Raw genomic sequence first — 24,628 nt, 5'->3', positions numbered from 1 at the left:
TATCATCTGATCCATGCTGACACTCACCCTCGACGACTTTCGGCAGGCCCGGGCCCGGATTGCCCACCATATCCACCGCACGCCGCTGTTACCTAGCCGTCAGCTGTCGGAGCTGACCGGATTCGACATCCGGCTCAAGGCCGAGATGTTCCAGCGAGTCGGCTCGTACAAGTTCCGCGGACCCTTGAACCGGTTCACGTTCCTGACCGACGAGGAGAAGCGCCGTGGTGTGGTGTGCTCGTCGGCGGGCAATCATGCCCAGGGCGTTGCCCTGGCAGCCAAAATTCACGGCATCCGCGCCGTGGTCTGCATGGCCGAGAACGCCACCCCCGCCAAGATAGCCGCCACCCGGGGATACGGCGCCGAAGTCGTGCTTCACGGCCGGATCTGGGACGAGGCCAACGAGCGCGCCAAAGAATTGGTGCGAACCGAGGGCTTGGTCTACATCAGCCCGTTCGACGACCCGAATTTGATCGCCGGCCAAGGGACCTTGGGCCTTGAAATCGTCGAGGACTGGCCCGAGGTGGACGCGGTCATCGTCCCCATCGGAGGCGGCGGGCTGATTTCCGGGGTGTCCATGGCGGTCAAGAGCCACAATCCCACCGCCCGGATCATCGGGGTCGAGTCGTCCGATGGGCCCGCCATGAAGGAAAGCATCGCGGCGGGCCGGGTCACCACGATAGATTGCCGAACCATTATCGACGGCCTCAGAGTCAAAACCGTCGGCGATCTCACGTTCTCGGTTTGCCAGCGCTTTGTCGATGAGATCGTCGCCTTACCGGATCACGAGATCTTCGAGGCCGTTATCTGGATCATGGAGCGCTGCAAACTCGTACCGGAGGCCGCGGCCGCCGCACCGGTGGCGGCCCTCCTCCACAACCTTGTTCATCTTGCTCCCGGCTCCCGAGTCGCCTGCGTCTTGAGCGGTGGGAACCTCAACCTCGATCAATTGCGGAGATTGTCATGGAACTGAAGTTTGCCACCGCGCTCGTCGCCCTCGTCTTGACCACCGCGCCGGCCCCGGCGCAAACCTACGATGTCGTCATTCACGGCGGACGGATCGTCGACGGTACCGGCACCCCCTGGTACCACAGCGATGTCGGCATCAAGGACGGCAAGATCATCGCGATCGGCCGGCTCAACCCGGCCGCCGCCCGCCAGGCCATCGACGCCACCGGCAAGGTGGTGACCCCGGGCTTCATCGATATGATGGGCCAGACCGCGGCGCCCTTCATCAAAGACCCCGCCACCGCGTTCAATCTCCTGAGCCAGGGCATTACCACCCTGAACGCCGGTGAAGGCGACAGCGACGCCCCGCTGGCCGGCAAGGAGGCCGCTGACCGGGGCTGGAGCACGACCCGCGAGTTCTTCACGAAGCTCGAACACGCGGGCATGCCGATGAACATGGTCCAGACCGTGGGCCATACCCAAATCCGGGAAATCGTCATCGGAGACAGAGACCGGCAAGCCACCCCCGCGGAACTCGAACGGATGCGGGGGTATGTTCGCGAGGCCATGGAAGCCGGAGCCATCGGGGTCTCGACGTCATTGATCTATCCACCCGCCATCTACGCCTCCGAAGAGGAGATCGCCGAGTTGACCAAGGTGGCCGGGGGCTATGGCGGCCGCTACTTCACCCACATGCGGAACGAGGGCGACCGGCTCCTCGAAGCCATCGACGAAGCGCTCCGGATCGGGAAGGCAGCGGGCACCCCGGTTCACATCTACCACCTGAAGACCGCCGGCCAGGGCAATTGGGGCAAAATGGACCAGGCCCTGGCCCGGATCAAAGCCGCCCGGGCCGCCGGACAGCAAGTGGCCGTCGATGTCTACCCCTACATCAACAACGGACTCGGTATTCGGGCGCTGATCCACCCCCGGCACGCCGCCGAGGGCCAGGAGGCGTTGCTCGCCAAGCTCGGCAATCCGGCCACCCGGATCGAGATGCGGCGCGAGATGGATTCGTTAGGTGGCTGGGAAAACTGGTTTGCCCACGCCGGCAAGGACTGGGACCGGATCGTGGTGGCCGGACTCGCCAAGACCGCCTACGCCCAGTACAACGGCCAGACCATCGGGGTCATTGCCAAGGCCACAGCCAAAGATCCCTGGGATCTCTTTTTCGAGATCGCCAAATTCGATGTCTTCGCGATGCCGCAGACCATGTCTGAAGCCAATAAGATCAAGGCCATGCGCGAGGAGTTCACCTCGTTCGACACCGACGCCGGCCCGGCCGCGGCGGGATATTCGGTGCACCCTCGCGGGTTCGGCGCCTTTCCCCGGGTCTTTGCCCGCTACGTCCGGGATCTCGGCGTCCTGTCTCTTGAAGCCGCGGTGCAGCGATCCACGTCCGGCCCGGCCAACGAAATCCTGGCCTACGACCGGGGACGGATTGCCGTTGGGCTGGCCGCGGATGTCGTGGTGTTCGACCCCGCCACGATCCGCGACCGGGCGACGTTCGCCGAGCCGATGGTGGCGTCGGAGGGAATCAGCCATGTGCTGGTGAATGGGCAGGTGGTACTGGAGAACGGGAAGTACACCGGCGCCAAGCCGGGCCGGGTTCTTCGGGGTCCGGGTTACCGGCCCTGAGCGACCCCCCGCGAATCGATTTCGCCAGGAGGCCTTTATCCTGACCTCCCGCCGGAGCCGCCGCCCTTGGCCTCCCCGCCTCGCTCCACGCCGAGGTGTTCGGCCTCCGGCGGTGGACCGCGCGACCGTATCTCGACTTGGCTCTCCGCAAGGCCGGGACGAGACCAAGGTCGTCGAGCAGCGCCGGGCGAAGGTCTTCCGCGACGTTCCGGACAGTTCGGCTTCCGACATCGACCAGTTCGAGAAGCCGATCGAACCGCGGCGCGAGCGGGTCGGGGGCCACTTCCCGCAGCGTACCGAGTTGGAGTTTGAGAGCCGAGAACACCTGCGCCGTTTCGTCGTGGAGCTCCCGGCCAATCCGGCGCCTTTGGTCTTCGTGTTGTTGAATCATCCGGACCGACAGCCGTTCGAGCTCGACGCGCCGCTGCTCCAACGTCCGGCTCAATTCAGCCTTGTGGAGTGCCGCCCCGATCTGGGCTCCCACGGCGGCCAAGATGCTTTGGTCGAGCACGGCAAACGCGGCCGCCACCTCGCCGGCCACCACGAGGGCCATCGGCGAGCCCCCGACCCGGCCCAACGGGATGCCGGCCAGGAACGCGGGTGCTGCCGGATCGGCCGAGCGGCCGCCTTCGAGTACCGACGTTCCGCCGCGAAAGACCGCCGCCGCCGCGGCCACCCGGGGAGGAAGCTGACCGGCCCACGACTCGGCTACCCCGGAACCACGAACCAATTCGGGCCCCGAAGGGCCGGAACGCAGGACACCCGCGCCCCGGACGCCCCGAAGACCAAGTGGGCGCTCGAGGAGCGTGCCGATACTCTCAGAACCCCCCGGGCCCAGATCGGCTGAGAGCGCCGTCAGGGTCCGGAGTCCCTCCTGAAATTCCTCGAGCATCAGCATCAGGATCCCGATGCCGGTGGCCAACACGAACAGGGCATCGACAAAATAGCCCCAGGGGTTCCAGGCGCCTCGGGCCCGGAGAAACGGGTAGTCGAGATGGTGGAGGGCCCAAAGGCCCAGGGTGACGGCAAGAAAACGGGCAGACGATGACCCGGTTTGGGTCCGATACCGCCAGAAGACCCAGCCAGTCCATACCGTCGTCACGCTCAGGAGCACGACCGTCGTGCCTGCCGCCAACGCAAAGTTGTCGAGCCCGAAAATCGCGACGTACGCCCAGGCCACTGGGAAAACGAGCAGCCAAATGTACCGGGGCCGCCAGGGGAGCTGGCGTTCGAAGACCAACGCCGCATAGAGCAGCGCCAGCGCCGTCCAGCCCAGGACCACCTGATGGACATAGAGAAAAGCCCAAGCGTCGGTGAGCAGGAACGAGACGATGGCTCCAAGCCCCAGGCCGTATAGGCCAAACGCGACGGCCCATCACAGAAGGTGAGCCTTATGGTACCGGCGGAACAGGAACCCGAACAACCCGGCCAAGCCGAACGTGATCGTGGCCTGGAACAGCGCCGCGGCGGCTTCGGCGGTTGAGAATACCTGCATGGTGGATTCTAAACCGTTGGCAACGAAAAACCCCAGGATGCCGGGGAGGCATCCTGGGGTATCGCAACAAAGAATGTCGTTCGAGAGGTGCTGCGGCTTATGGGAGGAGGACGGCGTCGATCACGTGGATCACGCCGTTGGAGGCCTTGATGTCGGTCGTGATCACGTGGGCATTGCCAACCATCACCTTGCCGTTCATGACCATGATCGAGACGTCCTTGCCGTTCACCGTCTTGGCCGACTTGAGCTTGACGACTTGATCCGATCCCACCGCACCGCTTACCACGTGGTAGGTCAAGATGGCGGCCAGCTTCGCCTTGTCTTTGAGCAGCGCCTCGACGGTGCCCGGGGGCAACTTGGCAAACGCTTCGTCCGTCGGGGCAAACACCGTGAACGGACCGGCACCCTTCAGGGTTTCGACCAAGCCAGCCGCCTGCACCGCGGCAACCAGCGTCTTGAAGTTTCCCGCTCCGACCGCCACGTCGACGATCGTGTTGGCCGGGGCACTGGAGGCCTGAGCCACCGCCCCTGATATCGGAAGCACCGCCGCACTCAACCCAACCATCAATCGACCGATCACACGAACCCCCTGGAGAATTGTCCTGTTATTGTCCTGTACCTTACCACTACAATACAACATCAAGTACTTTCTGTCAAGGTATTTCAAGATGATAGATTGACAGAAGCAATACAGAAGATATTCTTCAGTATGACGCTAAGCTTGGACAACCCCGTATACCCGGTTCGAATCGTCCTCCGGCGAACCGGCCTGACCGCCGAACTGCTCCGGGCCTGGGAGCGACGGTATGCGGTCGTACACCCCGGCCGAACCCAGGGTGGCCAACGGCTCTACTCGGAAGCGGACGTTGACCGCCTCCTGCTGCTCAAACGGGCCACCGTCTACGGTCATTCGATTGGGCGAGTCGCCCAGCTCACCAACGAGGAAGTTGCGGGGCTCTTGGAGACGGCACCCCAGTTCGCGGTAACCAAACCGACCGACGTGGCGTCCGACTACTCCGCGTCGATTCGCCAGCGCGGGTTGGAGGCGCTCGGTTGGATGGACGGGGGAACGCTGGACGCCTTGCTACGCCAAGCCGCCGTCCGGATGGGCCCGGTCGCGTTTGCGGAACAACTCGTGGTTCCCTTGGTTCGGGAAATCGGCGATCTCTGGCATCAGGGAAAACTCCGAATCGTTCAGGAGCACCTGGCCACTGCCACGATTCGACATGTCATGAGCAACCTGCTCGCCTTCACGGTGACCGCGCCCACCGCCCCGGTGTTCATCGCGGCCACCACCTCGGGGCAGCACCATGAAATCGGCGCCCTGCTTGCCGCCGCTATCGCGGCGGGCGAAGGTTGGCGGGCCGTCTATCTCGGAGCTGATCTTCCAGGCGAGGAAATCGCCATCGCGGCCGAACGGCTTCGGGCCCGCGCAGTCGGCGTCAGTATCGTCTACAGGGCCGAGGATTCCGCGATCGAACTGGACCTCCGGGCGTTAAGCCAGGCCTTGGGAACCCGGACCCCGGTGTTCGTCGGGGGCGAAGCCGCCCGGCGCCACCGCACCCTCCTCGACCAACTGCACCTCCGGCCGATCGACAGCTTCGACGCGCTGCGGGTCGAGCTCAGTCGGGTGTCCGGGGGCTGACCACCAAACGCTGGGTGACCCGCCGATTCCTCCCGGCCCACTCTAGGGAATGACGTTATCGCCCCCTTGCTTGGTGCCGGTCCAGGACACCTGGTACCCGCACACCGGACCGCTCCCAGGCGTTGCCTGTACCGTGATGGTGGCGGTGAATCCCCGAGTGTTGGCTGCGTTCGCCGGACCAAGGGGCTACAGCCCGATCGCCGATGTCGTCGCGATGAAGGGCGACGCGTACTGGGGGCTCGGGGGGCTCGATCGAAGTATTCCCGCGGTCCGATCCGCCCAACTGGCCGATAGCCTGATTCGGGCGCTGGGCCGGACCCGATGGCAATCACTCGCTCTTTGCCCCGGACGGCCGGCCGCTCGACGTGTTTCCTCCGATGCAGGTCTGGCTGGATCTGGTTTTTCGTTAGGCGGCGGCTACCGCCTGTTCGACCACCAGCCCGGCTCGGCCACGGCGTTGGCCAAGGCGGCCGCAAGATCGCGTCGCCCCGCTAGGGTACCATCGGCTTGACATACTTTTCCCACCAACCCAAGAACCGATTCATGATCTCGATCCGCTGGCTCGGGGCGCTCGGCCCGTGGAACATGCCGGGAAACACCACCAGTTTGGTGTCGATCCCGTTGGTCTTGAGGGCCTGATACATCTGCTCCGACCCGATGATCGGGACGTTGAAATCCTTCTCGCCCCCCATGAACATCGTCGGCGTTTTGATCCGGTCGGCTTTGAAGAAAGGGTAGGACACCTTCATCCACGCCTCCGGGTTCTTCCACGGCGCGCCGAGCTCTTGCTCGTACTGGTAGATGTACTGATCGCTGCCGTACATCGAGAGTTGGAGCGCGCTCCCGGCCCCGCTCACGCCGGCTTTGAAGCGGGTGTCCGAGGCAATCGTATAGTCGGTCAGGATGCCGCCGTAGCTCCAGCCACCCAGCACCAGCCGCTCGGGGTCCGCAATTCCCCGGGCAATGACATCGTCGACCGCGCCGAGGAGGTCCATCACTTCCTTGTTGCCCCAATCGGCAAAAATGGCGCGGCTGAAGGCTTCGCCGCGACCGGAGCTGCCCCGGTAATTGGGCGCGAGGACCGCGTAGCCTTTGGCGGCGAACACTCGGCGCATCAGATCGAAGTCATAGCCATCCTGGCCGAACGGACCGCCGTGGATGTGGAGCGCCAGCGGGAGTTTCTGGCCCGGCCGATAATCAGGCGGCAGATACAGCATACTGCCGACCACCGTCCCGTCCTTACTCTTCGATTCGATCCCCCGAGCCTCGCCGAGGTCGATCGTCGCCATCAGGGAATCGTTGTGGCGGGACAGACGACGGAAAGTCCCGTTCTCGAAAGCGGAGATTTCGTTTGGTTCCGTGGGCGAGCTGAAGGACACGGCGATTTTCGCCCCGGCCACTGACGGCGAACCCACGCCACTCGGACCCTTGCTCAGCCGTTCGATGGCCCCAGTCGCGAGGCTGATCCGGGCCAGGGGGCCGGTACGGTCGTCATCATAGGTGAAATAGATAAATCGCCCGTCGGCCGACCAGGCCGGATCTCCGGCATTCCGATCGAGCGTCTCGGTCAGAATCCGGGGTTCGCCGCCGCCGGCCGGAATGACCGCCACCCGGGGATTTCCGTAGGCCCAGTACTTCGGATCACCGCCCCGGAGATAGACGATCCATTTGCCATCCGGGCCGTAGCTCCCTCCGCCTCGACTGCCGTCGTTGCCGATGTAGGTGGTCAACTGCTTCGGTTCGGCCCCGATCCGCGCCTCGATGGCGTAGAGATCCGAGTTGTCGTTCCGGTCGCTTCCGGTCGCCCGCTTGCTCGAAAAGACGATCTCCCGGCCGTCCGGTGACCAGCCCGGCTGGGCGTCGTCAAAGTCGCCCCGGGTGAGCTGTTCGATCTTCCGGGTGGCAAGGTCGAACAAGTAGAGATGGTTGCGCCGAGGTCCGACATATCCGACATAGTCCCGCTTGAAATCCCACCGGTCGATCTCGATCGGCTTCGGAACCTTCTTGTCGGCCGATTTCGTGGTGTCCGGGTCGGGGTCTTGGATCACGAACACCAGCCGTTTCCCGTCCGGGGACCATTCATAGTCGTCGATTCCGCTCTTCTGATCGGTCACCTTGACCGCTTCACCACCGAGGCGGTCGAGGAGCCATAGCTGGGCGCCCTTGTCGCTATCGCCCCGGCCGCTCAAGAAACTGAGGTATCGGTTATCAGGGCTCCACTTCGGACCCGACTCGCCGTCGGGCGACGACGTCAGTTGCACCGTGCGGGTTCCATCCCAACTGACCATGTACACATCCGCATTGCGTTTGTCCTTGGCCGAGTCGGCGGTCGTGACCGTATAGGCCACCCACTGGCCGTCTGGTGATACCACCGGGCCGCCAACGTCCTTGATTCGGTAGAGATCGCCCTGAACCAGCCGTCGCTTGGCCGGGGTCTGGGCCGTCACGATGGCCGGCAGGATCAACCAGAGAAAAACGAGTCTCATATGCGATTGGCCTTGAGTTCGCGCAGGGAGTAAAACGTCCCCCGCCATTGAATGCCGCCGGTCGCCAGGTTGACGACCATGGTCCGCCACAAAATGTACACGAAGAGAAGCACCACGACCGGATAGATCAGAGCCACGGTGGCCCGGGTGTCGATCGAGCGAGCCAGCTTGATGAAGATGGCGAGGCTCAGGGCCACCTGGACCCCGAGCAGGAGTTGGGTCATTCCGCTCGTGAAGAAGAGCGCCACCACCGGAACAACCCCCGCTGCCAGCTGGACCACCCCGCCGATCAACGACAACATAATGTTGTATTCGATCCCGGCAAACATGTTCTTCTCGAACGCCGGAATCATCTCGCGAAGTGAGTGGTACCATTCGACGCTGATGAGACCTTGGCCGCTTAAGGCATCTTGCCGAAACCCGGCCCGCTTGAGAATCTTACCCAGCTTGAGGTCGTCATCAGGACGGAGCCGGATCGGTCGATGGCCGTCCACCGCCCGGTAGGCGGACCGTCGAACCAGGTTAAACGCGCCAACCCCGACATGGAACCAACTCTTCGGATCCCGCGCCTTCCACGGCTTCGCAAACAAGAGAAACGACCAGAGGAAAAAGACCCCGAACCCCTCGAGCAAGAGACCCGGAAGAATCAGGTTCGGCGCGATGGCGAGATGATCGATGCCTCGTTCGTCGGCAAACCGAATGGCCCGGCCCAACGCCGTCGGGTTGAGGTGAATGTCGGCGTCGGTAAAGAGAATCCACTCGCCCGACGACTGGTCCGCCCCAACCTGAAGCGCGTGATTCTTCCCGAGCCACCCAGGAAGAAGATCGGTCACATGGACCGCCCGGAACCGGCGGTCCTCCGCGGCCAGCCGGTCCAGGATCGGTCCGGTCTGGTCAGTGGATCGGTCGTCGACGGCAACGATCTCGTAGTCGGGATAGTCCTGCGTCAGCATCGATCGCATGGCGGTTTCGATGTGCCGCTCTTCGTCCCGGGCCGCCACCACGATCGAGACCTTGGGGCCCGGCCCGGCGGCCCGGCACTGCAGGTTGCGGAGCCGCTCGATCCGCGAGTTGCCGATCACCGCCTCGAGCGCAATCAACCCACTCAAGACCAAAATGATCACGGCAAACCAGAACATCAGTCCTCGAAGATCTTTCCGGGATTCATCAGCCCGTCGGGGTCCAGCGCCTGTTTGATTTGGCGCATCACGGCGACGCCCGCCCCCTGCTCCTTCACCAGCGAGGCCCGTTTGCCCATCCCGATTCCATGCTCGCCGGTGCACGTGCCACCCATGGCAATGGCCCTGGCAACCATCCGGTCGTTGAGCCGGTGGGCCTCGGCCGCCTCGGCCGGATTGGCCGGGTCGATCAAGTAGCCAACATGGAAATTCCCGTCCCCGACATGCCCGAGAATCGCACCCAGCATCGGTGATCCCTCGGCATCTTTCTTGGTCTCGAGGATACACTCGGCCAATCGAGAGATCGGAACGCACACGTCGGTGATCAATGGCCGGGCCCCGGGGCGCATGGCCAAGCCGGCAAAGTACGCTTCATGGCGGGCCTTCCAGAGCTTGGCACGAGACGCCTCGTCAGTGGCCCACTGGAAGTCCGAACCCCCGTTTTGTGTCACGATCTCCCGCACGGTCTCGGCATCTTCAGCCACGTTCCGGTCCGACCCGCCGTGAAACTCGAAGAAGAGGGTCGGCACCGCCTGATACGACAACCCGGAATACTTGGTGACCGCGGCCATGTACGCCTCGTCGAGCAGTTCGACCCGGGCCACTGGGATCCCGAGCTGAATGATCGAGATCACGCTGTTGACGGCCCCGGCCAGATCGGCAAACGGACAGACCGCCGCGGCCATGGCGGCCGGAATCCCGTGCAAACGGAGCGTCACTTCGGTGATGATCCCCAACGTGCCTTCGGCGCCCACGAAGAGCCGGGTCAGGTCGTATCCAGCCGATGACTTCCGGGCCCGCCCGCCGGTCCGGATGATTCGCCCGTCCGCCAGCACCACCGTCAAACCGAGGACATTCTCCCGCATCGTCCCGTACCGGACGGCCGTCGTACCCGAGGCCCGGGTCGACGCCATCCCTCCGAGCGTGGCGTCGGCGCCAGGGTCGATGAAGAAGGCGAGGCCGGTTCCTTTGAGTTCCTCATTGAGCTGCTTCCGGGTGACCCCGGCCTCCACCGTCACGTCGAGGTCCTCGACGGACAGGCGGACCAGTTTGTTCATCTGGGAAAGGTCGACGGTGATCCCGCCACGAACGGCCGAGACGTGCCCCTCGAGCGAGGTACCGGCGCCCCACGGGACCATGGGGACTCGATGACGGCTGCAAGCCGCCGCGATCCGGCTCACTTCGTCCGTGGTAACCGGAAACACGACTCCGTCCGGTGGATAGACGCCAGGGTAGGCTTCGCCCTGTCCGTGGTGCTCCCGAATCGCCGGCGCAACGGTGAATCGGTCCTGCAGTAACTCGGTCAGCTCGGTCAGTAATTCGGCCGGGAGATGCATTCAGGGCTCCACCACCGACACTTCGATGTGGGACGGGTACCGTGCCGACCGAAAGATCCGGTGGGTCGCCGATTGGTAGTCGCGATCCTTCGCTTCGAAGATGTTGGGTACGAAACGTTGGGGGTTCCGGTCGATCAGCGGAAACCAGGTGCTTTGCACTTGAACCATGATGCGGTGGCCCGCCAAGAACGTATAGTCGGCCGCGTGGAGATCGATCGGGTACTGATTGACCTGGTTCGGCACCAGCGGCGCCGGTTTCTCGAAACTCTTCAGGAACCGGCCCCGGACCACGTCGCCGACGACCATCAGCTGGTAGCCACCCATCTTGGGGTTGGCCGGGTACTCCTCCGGGTAGACGTCGATCAATTTGACGACCCAGTCCGCATCGGTTCCAGTGGTCGACGCAAAGAGTTTCGCGGCGATCTTTCCGGAAATCGTGACGTCTCGGTCAAGTGGTGCGGTTTCGAATGACAGCACGTCGGGCCGAAGGTGGCTGTGACGCTGGTCGTCCACCTGCCACAAGGGCCAGGTTGAAGGGGGGGCGTTGCCGTAGAGCGGGACAATGGGCCGGGCCCGATAGGGCACTGGCCGCGCTGGATCGGAGACATACCGGTCGACGCCGGCGGAGGTGGTGGGCCGACTCCAACTCAACGATCCGTTCGGTCCAAGGAACAACCGGCGCTGGGCCACGCCGGTCTTCGGAGGCCAGGATTCGTGGCGCTGCCAGCGGTTGGCCCCCGGTCGGAAGGTGAGGGCCTCGGGCAAATCGAGTTTGCCTTGGTCCTTGAGCCAATACGCGAACCATGGGGCCTCGACCGAGTCCCGGAAGAAGGAACTGGTCTTGGACCCGAATGCGATGGGTCCGAGGGATTCGCCGTCCGTCGAGCTGCCGGCCCACCCGCCGTGGTTCCACGGACCGACGACCAAGTAGTTCAGGCCCTTGGTGTCGAGCGACTCCATTTTGTCATAGATCGTGAGCGGACCAAAGAAGTCTTCCTGATCCCACCACCCGGCCACCGTGAGGGTCGGCACGGTCACCTTGGAAATGTGGCGGGTCACCTTCCGGGACTTCCAGTAGTCGTCGAAGGTGGCGTGGGCGGCAAAGTCGGACCAGGCCGGTTTGTTTCGGTGGAAGTACGTCCCGTCGACGTTCCCAAGGCCTCCCAGGCGTAGGAACCACTCGTAGGTATCGAGCCGATCGAATGCGAACGGCGTAAAGCGCTGCCCGTCTACCGCCGCGACATATTCAAATCCGTAGCTCAACCGAAACGCGCCGTTGTGACTGAAGTCGTCGCCCAAGAACATGTCGTCCGGCGAGGCCTGGGGCGACGCCGCCTTCAACGCCGGATGCGGATCGAGCAGGGCCATCATCGTGGTCCACCCGTCGTATGAGATCCCGTGCATCCCCACCCGCCCGTTGTTGTTCGGGACGTGTTTGACCAGCCAATCGATCGTGTCGTAGGCGTCGGTCGTCTCGTCGATACCAGCGGTGTCACCGGGCTTCCGGGTCGGACGAATCATCACAAAGGTGCCTTCGGATCCGAATTTGCCCCGAAGGTCCTGGCAGACAATCAGGTATTGGTCGCGAACCATCGTGGGATAGCCCGCTAATTCGCCGCGACAGGTCGACTCTGCATCGTAGGGCGTCCGGACGAGCAGAATCGGAAGCGGGGTCGGCGCCACCTTGGGCCGCCAGACTACCGTATTGAGCTTGACCCCGTCCCGCATCGGGATCGCCGAGACGCTCCGCTCATAGTCGGCCGGGCCGGCCTGCCCGGCCAGCAGGGCAAGAACAATTGGATACATCATGGCGTCACCACCGACACGTCGAGATGGGATGGGTACCGCCCGGATCGAAAAATCCGCTGCGTCGCCGACATGAAATCGGCGTCCTTGGCGCGATAGATATTGGGCACGAACTTCTGCGGGTTTCGGTCGATCAGCGGAAACCACGTACTTTGGACCTGAACCATGATTCGATGGCCCTTGAGGAAGGTGTAGTCGGCGCCGTGGAGGTCGATGGTGTAGGGGGTGACTTGGTTGGCCACGACGGCGGCCGGCCGCTCGTAGCTGGCCCGGAACCTGGCCCGGAATACGTCCCCCGCGATCATCAGTTGGTAGCCACCCATCTTCGGGTCGGCGGGGTAATCGTTCGGATAGACGTCGATCAACTTGACGATCCAGTCCGCGTCGGTCCCCGTTGTCGAAGCGAAGAGCTTGGCCATCACATCCCCGCTCAGGGTAACCGCGTCCGTTAACGGCTCAGTCTCAAAACTCAAGACATCGGGTCGAAGGTGGCTGTGGCGCTGATCGTCCACCTGCCAGATCGGCCACGTCGAGGCCACCGGACCTCCGTACAGCGGGGTAATGGGCCGCTGCCGATAGGGCACCGGACGAGCCGGGTCGGAAACGTAGCTGTCGAAGGCAGCCGGTGCCGTGGGCTTGCTCCACGACAAACCGCCGGCCGCTTGAAAGTAGAGCTGCTTCGACGTCACGCTCTGGCGCGGCGGCCAGGTCTCGTGCCGCTGCCATTGATTGGCGCCGGGCCGAAACGTCAACGCCTCAGGAAGATCCAGCTTGCCTTTGTCTTTGAGCCAATACGCAAACCAGGGCGCCTCGACTGTTTCCCGGAACCAGGCGGCGGTGTTGCTCCCGAACTGAATCGGCCCGAGGCGATTCCCATCACCGCGAGACCATCCCCCGTGGTTCCATGGGCCGATCACCAGATGATTGATGCCCTTGGTGTCATTGGGCTCCATGGCCCGGTAAATCGTCAGGGGGCCGTAGAAGTCTTCCTGGTCCCACCACCCGGCCACCGTCAGGGTTGGAACCGTGACGGGTTTGTTCGCGAACACCGGTCGAACTTTGCGCCGCTGCCAAAAGTCGTCGAAGTTCGGGTGGCTTTCAAAGTCGGTCCAGGTGGGGCGTTTGCCCTGGAAGTAGCGCTGGTCCACGTTGGCGAGCCCACCCAACCGGAGGAACCATTCGAAGGTGTCGAACCGGTCGAACTTGAAGGGCTCACTGATCCGCCCAGCTTCCAGGTTGGCCACGTATTCGAAGCCATAGCTCAACCGAAACGCCCCGTTGTGGTGAAAGTCGTCGCCCAGGTACATGTCGTCTGGCGAGGCTTGCGGTGAGGCCGCCTTGAGCGCCGGGTGGGGCTCGACCAGGGCCATCATGGTGAGCCAACCACCGTACGAAATGCCGACCATCCCGGCTCGGCCGTTGTGCCCGGGCACATTGGCCAGAACCCAATCAATGGTGTCGTTGGTATCGGTGCCCTCGTCGACCGTCTCGCCGCGTTTCGGGTCGCGGGGCGGCCGGATCATCATGAACGTTCCCTCGGACTGGTACTTCCCCCGAATGTCCTGGAACACGAAAATGTAGCCCTCGTCGGCCAGCAACTGATAACGGTTTGCCAGCCGGGGCCCGACCTGGCGGGCATTGTACGGAGTTCGCTCGATCAGGACTGGCAGCGGGCCCGATCGGGTAGCGGGGGTGAAAATTTCCGTGTAGAGCTTGGTCCCGTCCCGCATCCGAATCATTTCCGTCCGCTGGATGTAGTCTGAGCGAGTGGACTGGGCTGGGAGTGGGTCGGTAACGAAGAGCAAAACTACAGAGAGCAGCATGTCCCGGCGCATCGGTGTGAGGCCCTGGTGAGAAGTTGGCGGAAATCTACGCTCCCGCTCGGATCGGCGTGAGGCCACCACGGGGTACCGGCGAGGTCGTTATGTACGGGGAACGGCGAGGCAAATACTTCTGACCTTCAAACTAGGAACCCTCTGTCACGTCCCTGCAAGAATCGGCCACGGGGAGGTAACAACCCAGGGGCACTAGAACTCTTCCCGTTCGAACCGCCAAAGGGCCACCAGCAACATCACCCCAATGAGGACGGCGGTGGTGGTCGCGGGAATCCAGAGCGGTACCCCCACCGGATTCCACAACGCAATGGCGCTCGCCGCCCGGGCCAGGTTCCACGGCATCGCCATGGTGAGCCACTCCGGCGCGAAGTTCGAAAGGATATTGCCCGCCACCCAGAACCCCAGCGCCAGTCCGCCCACTGGCCCCCGGGATGGAAACAACGTGCCCAGCATCAACGTGAGGGCGATATAGAACGTCTGGTGCAGTGCCAGGATCCCGATCGCCTCGCCGAAGTGGTCGAGGCCGGGCAGCAAGCCCCAGAGAACCTGACAGACAATCAGGGTGGCCACCGCCGGGACGACTAACGACAGCAGCAGGAAGGTGCCGGTAATCCCGACGAATTTCGAGAGAACGAAGGCCTTCCGCGTCGTCGGCTTCGTCAGCACCCAGGCAGCGGTCCCGTACGACCGCTCTCCGACGATGGCCCCTTGGGTCACCAAGATCGCCCCGACCAGCGAAAAGAAGCCACCAGCCTGAAAAAAGATATTCATGGCCCCGTCGAGCCCGCGGGCCGGCATGGTGTTGCCGCCCGATGCGAGCGAAACCAGGAGGATGAGCCCGGTGATGACACCGAGCCACATCAGCAAATGGACCAACCACCGCCGAGTCCGCCACCAGAGGCCCAACTCCTTGTCGAGGAGATTGCCGAACCCGGTCGACCATCCAGAAGCCTTCGTGGCGATCAGGCTCATCGTTCGGCCCCTCCCTGGATCAGGTTCATGAATACGTCCTCGAGTTGATAGCGCCGCCGACCGAACGAGCGAACCGTCACCGAATCATCAGCCAGGATCGTGCGAAGCAACCCGGCGTCCGCCGCGGGATCATCCGAGACCGCCACGTGCCACGACACCCCGTCCTTCGCGGCCGTTTCGTCGACCGATACCACCCACGGAAGGCCGGCAACCCGCCGCCGCGCCGACTCCGGGGCCCCGGCCAATTCCACGAGATACGTGGTGTGACCGGTACCCGCCAGCAATTCACCGATCGGCGCGACGGCGATCAGCTTCCCCTCGTTCAGGATGGCCACCGTATCACTGACCCGCTGCACGTCTTCGAGAATGTGGGTTGAGTAGAAAATCGTGGTGTGGGACCGCAGCCGGGCCATGACCTCGAGCACGTCGCGGCGGCCCATCGGATCGAGGGAGGCGGCGGGCTCATCGAGAATCAAGAGTTCCGGCCGGCTGATCTGCGCCTGGGCAATCCCGAGCCGTTGGCGTTCACCGCCCGAGAAACCCTTGATGGCCCGGTCGGCCTTGTCGCCGAGGCCCACGAGCTCAAGGGTCTCGCGAATGTACTGCTCGAGTTCCGGGGCCGGACCGGTAAAGAAGAACTTGGCCGTAAACCGGAGGGTTTCGCGGGCGGTCATGTAGTCGTAGTACCGGGGATCTTGCGCCAAGTAGCCGATCCGGCGCCGGACTTCGAGGGTGTCGCGCTCGCTGTCGAAGCCAAACAGGGTGGCCGAGCCGGCCGTTGGCCGGGCCAAACCCAGCAGGAGCTTGATCGTCGTGGTTTTGCCCGCCCCGTTCGGCCCGAGAAACCCGAAGATCGAGTTCCGCTGGACCTCGAGGTCCAGACCAGCGAGCGCCGTTACGCCGCCGGCGTAGGACTTGGATAAACCGTGGGTCTTGATCACGACGTCGGACTGACCGGACGTGGCCATGGTAACTCCTCAGGAATGTGCGGTGACTGAATGTGCCCCGCCTACGGACCAATCGGATAGCCAGTTTCACCGTGAAACGATACTGGAATTGAGTTGAAACATGTCGTACGATATATCGTAAGCTCTAACGTTACCTCGGATTCGCCGCCACTACACTGCGAGGACCGGATGTCTAAACACAATGATGACTGGGGTTTAGGTGAAATTTTCGGGTTTGCGTTCGACCCGAGCAAGTTCGATTTCAAATTCGGAGGCGGCGCCCGGAACAAGAACTGGGGCCGAGGCCGACGTCACATGTTCGAGTCCGGAGAGGTCAAGTTCGTCATTCTCCGCCTGCTCCGGGAAAAGCCCCGCCACGGCTACGAGGTCATCAAGGCCCTCGAAGAACGGCTCGGCGGCTGCTACACGCCCTCCGCGGGAACCGTGTACCCGACGCTTCAGCTCCTCGAAGACCAAGGCTATGTCAAAGCGGCCGATCAGGACGGCAAGAAGGTCTATCACATTACCCCTGAGGGCGAGCAGTTCCTCGACCAGAACCAAACCGTCCTCGACGACATTTTCGACCGGGTCAAGGACACGGTCAGGGACTTCGCCGGCGGCCACATGGCCGACCTCAATCACGCCTTCACCCGCCTCGCGAAGGTGACGTACAAGCGAGCCTGGCGTTGGGGACCCGATCACCCATCCGTGCCCAAGATCGTGGCGATCCTCAAACAAGCGGCGGATGATATCGAACGCGAATGGGAAAAAGCCTAACTCCACTCCGCGAAAGGGAGCGCTGACATGGGTGTCGGGACGATTTTGTTGATCGTGTTCGTGGTGGTGCCGGCCGTTCAATGGAGTCTGTGGGGCAGCCGGTCGAAACGGCGCTGGTCCCGAAAGTGGGGCGGATGGGATGGGGGCCTCGGCGACTCAGGGCTCGCCGATGAAGTGGCCGCCCTTCGGAGCGATCTCGAAGGCCGGCTCGGAGAAGTCGAGCAACTGCAAGCCCGGGTCGGCGAGCTCGAGAATCGCCTTGATTTCACCGAGCGACTGTTGGCCCAAAAAGAGCCTGAGACCCTCGCCAAGCCCCGGGTCACCTAGTTACAGTTCTCGGCCCTTGATGAAGCCACTCGTGTCGGCGGACGCCACGCCAGCCCTCGCGATTCGAGGGCTGATCAAACGCTACGGCGACGTCACCGCCGTCGCCGGCCTCGACCTGACCGTCGGCCGCGGCGAATGTTTCGGCCTTCTCGGCCCAAACGGAGCCGGCAAGACCACGACCATCGAGATCTGCGAGGGGCTGAACGAGGCCGACGAAGGCGAGGTCCGAGTCCTCGGGATGACCCATCGGGAACATCCCGATGAAATCCGCGCCTCGATCGGGATTTCACTCCAGGAAACCCAGCTCACCGAAAAACTGACGGTCGAAGAAACCGTGCAGCTGTTCCAGAGTTTCTATCCCCGCCGCCGCCCGGTCGATGAAGTCATCGCGGCGGTTCAGCTCGGCGAGAAGCGGCATGCTCGCGTGGGTTCGCTCTCGGGGGGACAGAAACAGCGGCTGGCCCTGGCCTGCGCCCTCGTTGGCGACCCCGAGCTGTTCTTCCTCGATGAACCGACGACCGGTCTCGACCCTCAATCCCGCCGCCAGCTTTGGGAGCTGATCACCCGGTTCAAGGCCGAGGGCCGCACCGTGGTGATCACCACCCACTACATGGACGAGGCCGAGCAACTATGCGACCGGGTGGCCATCGTCGACCACGGCAAGATCATCGCGCTCGGGACCCCGCGCGAGCTGATCGGGCTCGTCGGCAGCGAACACGTGGTCGAATTTCGGCTCGAGAGTGGCGCCGCCGACCTTGCGACCCTCGGCGCGCTGCCGGGGGTCACCCGGGTGAAGGCGGTCGATGACCGCTATCAACTCGATGTGTCCCAAGTCCATCAGACCATTCCCGCGCTGCTGATGTACCTGACGAGCATCAACGCCACGTTGGCTGACTTGGTCACCCATACCGCGACGCTCGAAGATGTCTTCGTCCATCTCACCGGACGGCACCTCCGCGATGGCTGACGCCCGCCACTGGCGCGAACGCGCCATCGTCCAGCTGACCCTGGCCCGGTTCCGGGAGTTCTACCGGGAGCCGGAGGCCATGTTCTGGACTTTCATTTTCCCGATCATCATGGCCGCGGGACTCGGGCTCGCCTTTCGGAACAAACCGCCGGAGGTCCTCAAAGTGGCCGTGGTCCGGAACGACGCGGCGGCCGCGATCGTCACCGGATTGACGCGGGACCGCCAGCTCGACGTCAAGCTGCTCGACGACTCGGTCGCGATCCGATATCTGCGGACCGGCAAGGTGGCTCTCGTCGTGGCAGCCACCACGGGCACCACCGTCGAATACCGCTTTGACGACACCCGCCCCGAGTCGATCAGCGCCCGGCGGATCGTCGACGATGCCCTGCAGCGGGGCAACGGGCGCCAAGATCCCGTGGTCGCCGCCGACGCGCTCGTTCGCGACCGAGGATCGCGGTATATCGATTTCCTGATCCCGGGTCTCCTCGGCATGAATCTGATGGCCAGCAGTATGTGGGGTATCGGATTTACAGTCGTCGACCAGCGCCGAAAGAAGCTGCTCAAGCGCTTCGTCGCCACTCCGATGTCCAGAGCGGAATACTTGCTCTCGTTTCTGTTAGCCCGGCTTACGTTACTCGTGGTCGAAGTCGGCACTCTCGTCGCCTTTGGCGTGGTGGTGTTCGGCGTACCGCTCCGCGGATCGGTGGCGACGCTGTCCGTGGTTTGCCTCCTCGGCTCCCTCGCCTTTGGGGGTCTTGGGCTCCTGATTGCGGCCCGGCCCAAGACTGTCGAGGCGGCATCCGGGTTGATGAACTTCGCCATGCTCCCCATGTGGGTGCTGTCCGGCGTCTTCTTTTCATCAGCCAATTTTCCCGATGCAATGCAGCCGTTCGTCAAGGCCCTTCCGCTCACCGCGGTCAATGACGCGCTTCGCGCCATCATGCTCGAAGGCGCCGGGTTCGCCGATCTCGGTCTCCAGTTATCCATTTTGATGGCCTGGCTCGTTATCTGTTTCACCGTGGCCCTCCGAATTTTCCGCTGGAGATAGCACCACCTTCTCACCGGTCTCATCTAATCTTCATCTGGCCATAGCTATGGTCCTGAGAGAAAGAGGGTGGGTATCCATATGACGCGAACGATCGGGTGGAGCGAGGTGTTCTTGCTGGCGGCGGCCTGCGGTGCCCCCGAAACCCCGGTTCCGGGGCGGGTCGGCTCGATCGTCTTCACACTGGTTGCCGGACGCGATACCGCCGTCGGTGATGTCATGATGGTGCCGGCCAACATCGAGCCGGCCGGCACCACCCCTCGAAGCGATGATCCGATGCTGCGGACCCCCGCATCCTCAAGATCAGCTTCGTCCGCTGTGAGGGCACGGCGGTGACCGGCTGGCTCGATCCCTATCCGGATCCCGACACCGGCGAGAAGACCTCGACCACCTTCGACGGCGTCATCAAGGGCAACAAACTCGAAGGTACCGTCGTGTCCTACCTTGAGCTGTCGGGCAAACGGCGGGCCGTCTTGACACCGTTGGCCGGAGCCCGCTCTTTCCAGCATGCAAATCCGCGTTCTCAATGCCGCCGCCGTCCGAGCCCTGCTTCCGATTCGCCGCTGCACCGACCTGATGCGGCAGGCCATGACCCTCGTGGCAACCGAGCAGGCCGTGCAGCCCATCCGCCAAGCGCTGTACCATCCCGACCGGCGAGGGCTCCTCAGCATGATGCCCGGCTACACCGCCGACCCCGAATGGCTAGGTATCAAGATCATGACGGTGTTCCCAGGTAACTTCGGGACGGCGTTCGGGTCGCACCAAGGATTTGTGCACCTATTCGAGACTACAAACGGGGCCCCGCGGGCCATCTTAGACGGTCGCGAGATCACCGCGATTCGGACCGCAGCCGCGACAGCGGTCGCGACCGACGCGCTGGCAAAGCCCGGCACCAAGACCCTGGCCATCTTCGGCTACGGAGAGCAAGCCCACACCCATCTCGAGGCCATCACCCAGGTCCGAAAGTTCGAACGGGCGCTGGTGTGGGGACGAGACTTCGCCCGGGCGACGGCATTCGCCGCCGCCGAGGCGGTTCATCATGATCTCGAAATCACGGCGGTCAGGACCCCGGAAGAGGCGGCCCTCCCGGCCGACGTTCTCTGCACCACCACGGCAGCCAAGGAACCGTTCTTCGAGGCCCGGTGGCTTCGACCCGGCCAGCATCTCAACGTGGTCGGATCGAGTATTCCAACCACGTCGGAAATCGACATCGACACAGTGGCCCGGACCCGCCTGTTCGTCGACTTCAAGGACAGCGCCTTGGCACTCGCGGGCGACTTCCGCCGGGCCAAAGAAGCCGGCATCGTCGATGAGCGTCACATTCTCGGCTCCATCGGCGACGTGCTCACCGGCCGGGTCGCGGGCCGGACATCGGACCAGGACATCACACTTTTCAAGTCCCTTGGCATGGTGGCCGAGGACCTGGTGGCCGCTGATTTCATCCTCCGCGAAGCAGAGCAGCAAGGCGTTGGTCAACTGATCGAATGGTAAACCTCATGTCCAATCGCGTACTGTTCGCCGTCTGGTGCGGAGCCGTTGTCATCGCATCGAACCCCGCCGCCGCCCAATCGCCGACCAGCAGCATGGCGCCACCGGCACGGTTTGCCGATCCGGACCGGCTGGCCAAGCTTCGGACCGCGTTTCCCGCGATCGATCGCATCATGCTCGGGTTTGCCGAGCGGACCCACGTTCCGGGCATCGGCTATGGGATCGTCGTCGACGGGAAAGTGGTTCACATGAACGTCGCCGGATATCGGGAGTTGGCCTCCCGCTCACTGGTGGACACGTCGACGGTGTTTCGGATCGCTTCGATGAGCAAGAGTTTTGCCGCCGTGTCGATTCTTCAGCTTCGGGACGCCGGCAAACTGTCGCTGGAGGACCCCGCGGAACGGTATGTGCCTGAGTTGGCCAAGCTCCGGTATCCGACCACGGACTCCCCAAAGCTCACGATTCGCCAGTTGTTGTCGCACTCGGCCGGTTTTCCCGAGGATAACCCCTGGGGCGACCAGCAACTCTCGGCGACGAACGACGACATGGCCAGAATGATGAAGAGCGGGATTCCGTTCTCGACCGCACCCGGTACCTCGTACGAATACTCGAATTTCGGGTTTGCCATTCTGGGCCGGATCGTCGCCAACGTCTCCGGAATGCCCTACCCGCGGTACCTGCAGGAGAAGGTCCTCCGACCGCTCGGGATGCAAGTCACCACACTCGAAGCCGCCACGGTGCCCGCGGCGCGCCTGGCCCGCGGCTATCGTCGCCAGGACAACGGATGGCTCGAGGAACCTCAGTTGCCTGACGGAGCCTTTGGTCCGATGGGCGGGATGCTGACATCGATCAGCGACCTGGGCCGCTGGGTCGGCTTCATGCTCGATGCCTGGCCGGCTCGGGATGGGACGGAGACCGGGCCATTACGCCGGTCGTCCCTCAGGGAAATGCAACAGGTGACCCGATATGTCGACGCCGAGCCGCTTGAGACTGGCCTCGCAGCCTTGGACGCCGGCGGCTACGGGTACGGGCTTGGCGTTCGCCAGACCTGCCTATTTCGAATCTCGATTGCTCACGGCGGCGGTCTCCCGGGGTTTGGCTCGCTGATGCGCTGGCTGCCCGAGTATGGCGTAGGCATCGTGGCCCTCGGCAACCTGACGTACACGGGCTGGGGAGGTGTAGCGGAAGAGGCGCTGACGTTGCTGTCCCAGACCGGCGGGCTGGTGCCGCGAGGACCGGAGCCGGCCCCGGTCCTGATCGAGCGCCGAGCCCAGGTCTCCCGTTTGGTCACCAACTGGAGCCCGGTCCTGGCCGACAGCCTGGCCGCCATGAATCTCTATCTCGACGAGTCCAAAGACCGGCGACGGACCATGTTTGAGCGAGTCCGCGCCGAAGCCGGCGAAGGGTGTCGGCCCGAGGGAGAGTTCGTGGTGGAAAACGCACTGCGGGGTCGGTGGCGAATGCGGTGCACCAAGAGTGACCTCCGAATCTCGATCACCCTGGCCCCAACCGAGCCGGCCACCGTCCAGTTCCTCGAGGTGGCCGCGATGAAACCGGGCGACACGCTAGCTCCGTTGCCCGTCTGCCGATAAGGGATTCGCCGTTCAGACTCCCGGACACTTCACTTTCTTGAACCGGACCTCGATCGCCGGCTGCCCCTCCCCTTCGTTGCGCGGAATCAAGTTGCCGTCGGATGCGAGACGGTAACTGATCCGCTGCGGAAAGGTTTTCTTGGTGTTCTCGAACACCACGTACTCATCCACCACCTGAATCATCTGGTACTCGTCGAAGGGCTTGCCTTCGGTCGACGCGGAAAATGTCACCGAAGAATCGGTGGACATGATACGGCTGAACTCGAACGAAGTGGCCCGGTCCTTCCGGATATAGCGAGTCGTCGACGTCATCAGATTCTCAGTCGGGGTGGTCCAGATCTCCTCGACCATCGTTTCCCGATCGATCGGCCCCTGCCAACAGCCGGCCATGAATTTGAGTTTGTCGTCGAGCTTGAGCATGAGGTCTTTTTTCTTTTCCTTTTTTTCCGCCGGCGGATCGTCGGGGCGTCGTTCTTGGGCCGCAAGCCCGCCGGCCGGAGCCCAGATTCCCACGAGCACTGCCACTCCTAACCATCGACGGATCGTCATCTCGGTCGCTCTCCCGAAGTTCAATGAGATGGCCTCGGTCCACAGGCCCCGGGCCGGCTCCAATATGACATGGTTCGGCCCTGGAAACCCCTACGGACTGGTTAAGATTCGGTTCCCTCAAGCACCGGTCCCACCAATGGCAGACAACTCCCAGAGCCAGCCCACGATCCGCGAGTCGGTCCGCCTCATCGCCCGAGGCAAGTTGTCGCCGGTGGACCTCGTGAACGACTCGCTGGCCCGCATCGAAGCCGGCAATGCCCGGTTGGGGGCCTTTATCACCGTCACCGCCGATTCGGCCCGGGCTGCCGCCATCAAGGCCGGTCGGAGGGTCCGTACAGGCCGGGGCGGGGTCTTGGCCGGCATCCCCATCTCGGTGAAGGACCTGATCGTCACGATCGATGCCCCAACCAGCCTCGGTTCGCGGGTCATTCCGAGCGGGCTCCCCGCTGGACCGGATGCGCCCGCTATCGGCCGTCTCCGTCGGGCCGGAGCCATCGTCATCGGCAAGGCCAATCTCCACGAGGTGGCGCTCGGCGTCACGTCGGTCAACGAACACTTCGGTCCGGTCCGGAACCCCTGGGACCCGACCCGGGTTGCCGGCGGGTCGAGCGGCGGGTCGGCCGTCGCGGTCGCCACCGGCATGGGGCTCGGCTCGGTCGGGACCGACACCCGGGGGTCGATTCGGATCCCCTCGGCCTGCTGTGGCATCGTCGGGCTCAAACCCACGTACGGAACCATCCCGACCGATGGCGTCTTTCCGCTAGCGGCGACCCTCGATCACATCGGGCCCATGGCACGATCGGTCGAAGACGTTGCCCTCCTGTTCGGCGTCATGACGGGGAGCACCCGCCGAGCCAAGGCGGTGCTGGCCGCGGTCGACCGAAAACCGGGCCGGAAGAAGGTCGCGGTCTGCGAGTATTTGATTCGCGACGCCGATCACGACATCGGTACCGCGATTGAAACCGCCCTCAAGCTCTTGGCTCGACGGGGGGCCTCGCTGGTGAGCGTGGAGATCCCGGAACTCGAGCCGGCCCTTGAGGCATCCCGGGTCATCGTGCTCGCGGAGGCCATCGCCTATCACGATGAGTTACTCCGCCGGAATCCGGACGGCTATGGGCCGATCCTCAAGTCCCGCCTGGAGGGCGGATACCAGTTGTCGGCGCTCCAGTATGTCCAGGCCGAAGAACGTCGGCTCGAGCTGCTGACCGCCTACGCCAACCTGTTCCAGGAAGTCGACTGTTTGGTCGGGGCGGTGCTGCCGGTGGCACCGCCCAAGATCGGAACTCAATCGGTGCCGGTGGCCGGGGTCGAGACGCCGCTGTCCGAGGCGTTCTGCCGGTACAACGCGCCCCAGAACATGACCGGTGTTCCCGCCCTCGCGCTGCCGTGTGGCTTCAGCAGGACCGGGCTTCCGATCGCAATGCAATTGGTGGCGGGGTCCGGCCACGAGGAAACGATCCTGGGGATCGGCGCAGCCTATCAACGCGAAACGGATTGGCACACCCGGAGGCCAAAGGGTCCTTAAAGCCGACCTGTCGGCCTCGAGAAACTGTTGCAACTCTATATTTAACAATGACTTATATAGCGCTACCTGGA

22 protein-coding genes are annotated in these 24,628 nt (G+C 63.6%); 12 read left to right on the top strand and 10 right to left on the bottom strand.

Features of this window, described 5'->3' with window-relative positions; all coding sequences use genetic code 11:
* The first annotated feature begins 13 nt into the window (after positions 1 to 13).
* A complete protein-coding gene (locus EXR94_07845; GenBank protein MSR02636.1) occupies positions 14 to 973 on the top strand; it encodes a pyridoxal-phosphate dependent enzyme in 960 nt (319 codons plus the stop codon).
* Positions 964 to 2,586 (top strand): D-aminoacylase, encoded by a 1,623-nt coding sequence (locus EXR94_07840; protein MSR02635.1) that lies wholly within the window; start codon positions 964 to 966, stop codon positions 2,584 to 2,586. The genes EXR94_07845 and EXR94_07840 overlap by 10 nt, the downstream gene beginning before the upstream one ends.
* Here EXR94_07840 and EXR94_07835 read toward each other — a convergent pair.
* Together EXR94_07835 and EXR94_07830 are read right to left on the bottom strand one after the other, a co-directional pair.
* Positions 2,486 to 3,868: a hypothetical protein gene (locus EXR94_07835; GenBank protein ID MSR02634.1), complete on the bottom strand. Its 1,383-nt coding sequence runs from the start codon at positions 3,866 to 3,868 to the stop codon at positions 2,486 to 2,488. The two genes, EXR94_07840 and EXR94_07835, sit on opposite strands and share 101 nt — an antisense overlap.
* A gap of 310 nt (positions 3,869 to 4,178) precedes the next feature.
* Positions 4,179 to 4,646 (bottom strand): fasciclin domain-containing protein, encoded by a 468-nt coding sequence (locus tag EXR94_07830; GenBank protein ID MSR02633.1) that lies wholly within the window; start codon positions 4,644 to 4,646, stop codon positions 4,179 to 4,181.
* A gap of 144 nt (positions 4,647 to 4,790) precedes the next feature.
* On the opposite strand from EXR94_07830, the gene EXR94_07825 reads away from it, so the two are divergent.
* Positions 4,791 to 5,726, top strand: coding sequence for a MerR family transcriptional regulator (locus EXR94_07825; GenBank protein ID MSR02632.1), 936 nt, complete (start codon positions 4,791 to 4,793; stop codon positions 5,724 to 5,726).
* A gap of 49 nt (positions 5,727 to 5,775) precedes the next feature.
* The gene (locus EXR94_07820; GenBank protein ID MSR02631.1) at positions 5,776 to 6,237 is read left to right on the top strand and encodes a hypothetical protein; all 462 of its coding nucleotides are present in this window, start codon (positions 5,776 to 5,778) and stop codon (positions 6,235 to 6,237) included.
* On the opposite strand, the gene EXR94_07815 is transcribed toward EXR94_07820, so the two are convergent.
* The 7 genes from EXR94_07815 to EXR94_07785 form a co-directional block, all read right to left on the bottom strand.
* A complete protein-coding gene (locus EXR94_07815; protein ID MSR02630.1) occupies positions 6,218 to 8,212 on the bottom strand; it encodes a S9 family peptidase in 1,995 nt (664 codons plus the stop codon). The two genes, EXR94_07820 and EXR94_07815, sit on opposite strands and share 20 nt — an antisense overlap.
* Positions 8,209 to 9,351, bottom strand: coding sequence for a glycosyltransferase (locus tag EXR94_07810; GenBank protein MSR02629.1), 1,143 nt, complete (start codon positions 9,349 to 9,351; stop codon positions 8,209 to 8,211). The genes EXR94_07815 and EXR94_07810 overlap by 4 nt, the downstream gene beginning before the upstream one ends.
* A complete protein-coding gene (locus EXR94_07805) occupies positions 9,351 to 10,727 on the bottom strand; it encodes an FAD-binding protein (protein MSR02628.1) in 1,377 nt (458 codons plus the stop codon). The genes EXR94_07810 and EXR94_07805 overlap by 1 nt, the downstream gene beginning before the upstream one ends.
* Positions 10,728 to 12,536: a CocE/NonD family hydrolase gene (locus EXR94_07800; protein MSR02627.1), complete on the bottom strand. Its 1,809-nt coding sequence runs from the start codon at positions 12,534 to 12,536 to the stop codon at positions 10,728 to 10,730.
* Positions 12,533 to 14,368, bottom strand: coding sequence for a CocE/NonD family hydrolase (locus tag EXR94_07795; protein MSR02626.1), 1,836 nt, complete (start codon positions 14,366 to 14,368; stop codon positions 12,533 to 12,535). The genes EXR94_07800 and EXR94_07795 overlap by 4 nt, the downstream gene beginning before the upstream one ends.
* A gap of 192 nt (positions 14,369 to 14,560) precedes the next feature.
* The gene (locus EXR94_07790; GenBank protein MSR02625.1) at positions 14,561 to 15,340 is read right to left on the bottom strand and encodes a hypothetical protein; all 780 of its coding nucleotides are present in this window, start codon (positions 15,338 to 15,340) and stop codon (positions 14,561 to 14,563) included.
* Positions 15,337 to 16,308: an ABC transporter ATP-binding protein gene (locus EXR94_07785; protein ID MSR02624.1), complete on the bottom strand. Its 972-nt coding sequence runs from the start codon at positions 16,306 to 16,308 to the stop codon at positions 15,337 to 15,339. Before EXR94_07785 ends, EXR94_07790 begins: the two co-directional genes overlap by 4 nt.
* 168 nt (positions 16,309 to 16,476) lie before the next feature.
* Here EXR94_07785 and EXR94_07780 point away from each other — a divergent pair, with 168 nt between their 5' ends.
* The 7 genes from EXR94_07780 (at position 16,477) to EXR94_07750 (ending at position 22,483) form a co-directional block, all read left to right on the top strand.
* Complete coding sequence (locus EXR94_07780) at positions 16,477 to 17,064, top strand: PadR family transcriptional regulator (GenBank protein ID MSR02623.1); 588 nt, start codon at positions 16,477 to 16,479, stop codon at positions 17,062 to 17,064.
* Positions 17,065 to 17,091: 27 nt separating this feature from the next.
* On the top strand, positions 17,092 to 17,391 hold the full coding sequence (locus EXR94_07775; protein ID MSR02622.1) for a hypothetical protein: 300 nt from the start codon (positions 17,092 to 17,094) through the stop codon (positions 17,389 to 17,391).
* A 19-nt stretch (positions 17,392 to 17,410) separates the two neighbouring features.
* Positions 17,411 to 18,358 carry an ABC transporter ATP-binding protein gene (locus EXR94_07770; protein MSR02621.1) on the top strand — a complete coding sequence of 316 codons (948 nt, stop codon included), beginning with the start codon at positions 17,411 to 17,413 and terminating at the stop codon, positions 18,356 to 18,358.
* Positions 18,351 to 19,406 (top strand): ABC transporter permease, encoded by a 1,056-nt coding sequence (locus tag EXR94_07765; GenBank protein MSR02620.1) that lies wholly within the window; start codon positions 18,351 to 18,353, stop codon positions 19,404 to 19,406. The genes EXR94_07770 and EXR94_07765 overlap by 8 nt, the downstream gene beginning before the upstream one ends.
* Before the next feature lie 78 nt (positions 19,407 to 19,484).
* Entirely contained in the window at positions 19,485 to 19,739 is a 255-nt protein-coding gene (locus EXR94_07760) for a hypothetical protein (GenBank protein ID MSR02619.1), read from the top strand.
* Positions 19,740 to 19,910: 171 nt separating this feature from the next.
* Complete coding sequence (locus tag EXR94_07755) at positions 19,911 to 20,894, top strand: ornithine cyclodeaminase family protein (protein ID MSR02618.1); 984 nt, start codon at positions 19,911 to 19,913, stop codon at positions 20,892 to 20,894.
* Positions 20,888 to 22,483 carry a class A beta-lactamase-related serine hydrolase gene (locus EXR94_07750; GenBank protein MSR02617.1) on the top strand — a complete coding sequence of 532 codons (1,596 nt, stop codon included), beginning with the start codon at positions 20,888 to 20,890 and terminating at the stop codon, positions 22,481 to 22,483. Before EXR94_07755 ends, EXR94_07750 begins: the two co-directional genes overlap by 7 nt.
* A gap of 12 nt (positions 22,484 to 22,495) precedes the next feature.
* On the opposite strand, the gene EXR94_07745 is transcribed toward EXR94_07750, so the two are convergent.
* The gene (locus EXR94_07745) at positions 22,496 to 22,903 is read right to left on the bottom strand and encodes a hypothetical protein (GenBank protein ID MSR02616.1); all 408 of its coding nucleotides are present in this window, start codon (positions 22,901 to 22,903) and stop codon (positions 22,496 to 22,498) included.
* On the opposite strand from EXR94_07745, the gene EXR94_07740 reads away from it, so the two are divergent.
* The gene (locus EXR94_07740; GenBank protein MSR02615.1) at positions 22,872 to 24,557 is read left to right on the top strand and encodes an amidase; all 1,686 of its coding nucleotides are present in this window, start codon (positions 22,872 to 22,874) and stop codon (positions 24,555 to 24,557) included. The two genes, EXR94_07745 and EXR94_07740, sit on opposite strands and share 32 nt — an antisense overlap.
* The last annotated feature ends 71 nt before the right edge of the window (positions 24,558 to 24,628 follow it).

It is taken from the genome of Gemmatimonadota bacterium (genome assembly GCA_009692115.1).
GTDB lineage: Bacteria > Gemmatimonadota > Gemmatimonadetes > Gemmatimonadales > GWC2-71-9 > SHZU01.
The sequence above is the reverse complement of the archived record's forward strand: the minus strand, read 5'-3'. Positions and strand labels throughout refer to the sequence as shown.

Excerpts from the sequence above, each read along its gene's own strand:
- EXR94_07820 (MSR02631.1), top strand. The coding sequence starts at position 5,776 with ATGACGTTATCGCCCCCTTGCTTGGTGCCGGTCCAGGACACCTGGTAC.
- EXR94_07740 (MSR02615.1), top strand. The coding sequence starts at position 22,872 with ATGAATTTGAGTTTGTCGTCGAGCTTGAGCATGAGGTCTTTTTTCTTT.
- EXR94_07815 (MSR02630.1), bottom strand. The coding sequence starts at position 8,212 with ATGAGACTCGTTTTTCTCTGGTTGATCCTGCCGGCCATCGTGACGGCC.
- EXR94_07770 (MSR02621.1), top strand. The coding sequence starts at position 17,411 with ATGAAGCCACTCGTGTCGGCGGACGCCACGCCAGCCCTCGCGATTCGA.
- EXR94_07825 (MSR02632.1), top strand. The coding sequence starts at position 4,791 with ATGACGCTAAGCTTGGACAACCCCGTATACCCGGTTCGAATCGTCCTC.
- EXR94_07775 (MSR02622.1), top strand. The coding sequence starts at position 17,092 with ATGGGTGTCGGGACGATTTTGTTGATCGTGTTCGTGGTGGTGCCGGCC.
- EXR94_07790 (MSR02625.1), bottom strand. The coding sequence starts at position 15,340 with ATGAGCCTGATCGCCACGAAGGCTTCTGGATGGTCGACCGGGTTCGGC.
- EXR94_07760 (MSR02619.1), top strand. The coding sequence starts at position 19,485 with ATGACGCGAACGATCGGGTGGAGCGAGGTGTTCTTGCTGGCGGCGGCC.
- EXR94_07845 (MSR02636.1), top strand. The coding sequence starts at position 14 with ATGCTGACACTCACCCTCGACGACTTTCGGCAGGCCCGGGCCCGGATT.
- EXR94_07765 (MSR02620.1), top strand. The coding sequence starts at position 18,351 with ATGGCTGACGCCCGCCACTGGCGCGAACGCGCCATCGTCCAGCTGACC.
- EXR94_07745 (MSR02616.1), bottom strand. The coding sequence starts at position 22,903 with ATGCTCAAGCTCGACGACAAACTCAAATTCATGGCCGGCTGTTGGCAG.
- EXR94_07750 (MSR02617.1), top strand. The coding sequence starts at position 20,888 with ATGGTAAACCTCATGTCCAATCGCGTACTGTTCGCCGTCTGGTGCGGA.
- EXR94_07785 (MSR02624.1), bottom strand. The coding sequence starts at position 16,308 with ATGGCCACGTCCGGTCAGTCCGACGTCGTGATCAAGACCCACGGTTTA.
- EXR94_07805 (MSR02628.1), bottom strand. The coding sequence starts at position 10,727 with ATGCATCTCCCGGCCGAATTACTGACCGAGCTGACCGAGTTACTGCAG.
- EXR94_07780 (MSR02623.1), top strand. The coding sequence starts at position 16,477 with ATGTCTAAACACAATGATGACTGGGGTTTAGGTGAAATTTTCGGGTTT.
- EXR94_07795 (MSR02626.1), bottom strand. The coding sequence starts at position 14,368 with ATGCGCCGGGACATGCTGCTCTCTGTAGTTTTGCTCTTCGTTACCGAC.
- EXR94_07840 (MSR02635.1), top strand. The coding sequence starts at position 964 with ATGGAACTGAAGTTTGCCACCGCGCTCGTCGCCCTCGTCTTGACCACC.
- EXR94_07830 (MSR02633.1), bottom strand. The coding sequence starts at position 4,646 with ATGGTTGGGTTGAGTGCGGCGGTGCTTCCGATATCAGGGGCGGTGGCT.
- EXR94_07755 (MSR02618.1), top strand. The coding sequence starts at position 19,911 with ATGCAAATCCGCGTTCTCAATGCCGCCGCCGTCCGAGCCCTGCTTCCG.
- EXR94_07800 (MSR02627.1), bottom strand. The coding sequence starts at position 12,536 with ATGATGTATCCAATTGTTCTTGCCCTGCTGGCCGGGCAGGCCGGCCCG.
- EXR94_07810 (MSR02629.1), bottom strand. The coding sequence starts at position 9,351 with ATGTTCTGGTTTGCCGTGATCATTTTGGTCTTGAGTGGGTTGATTGCG.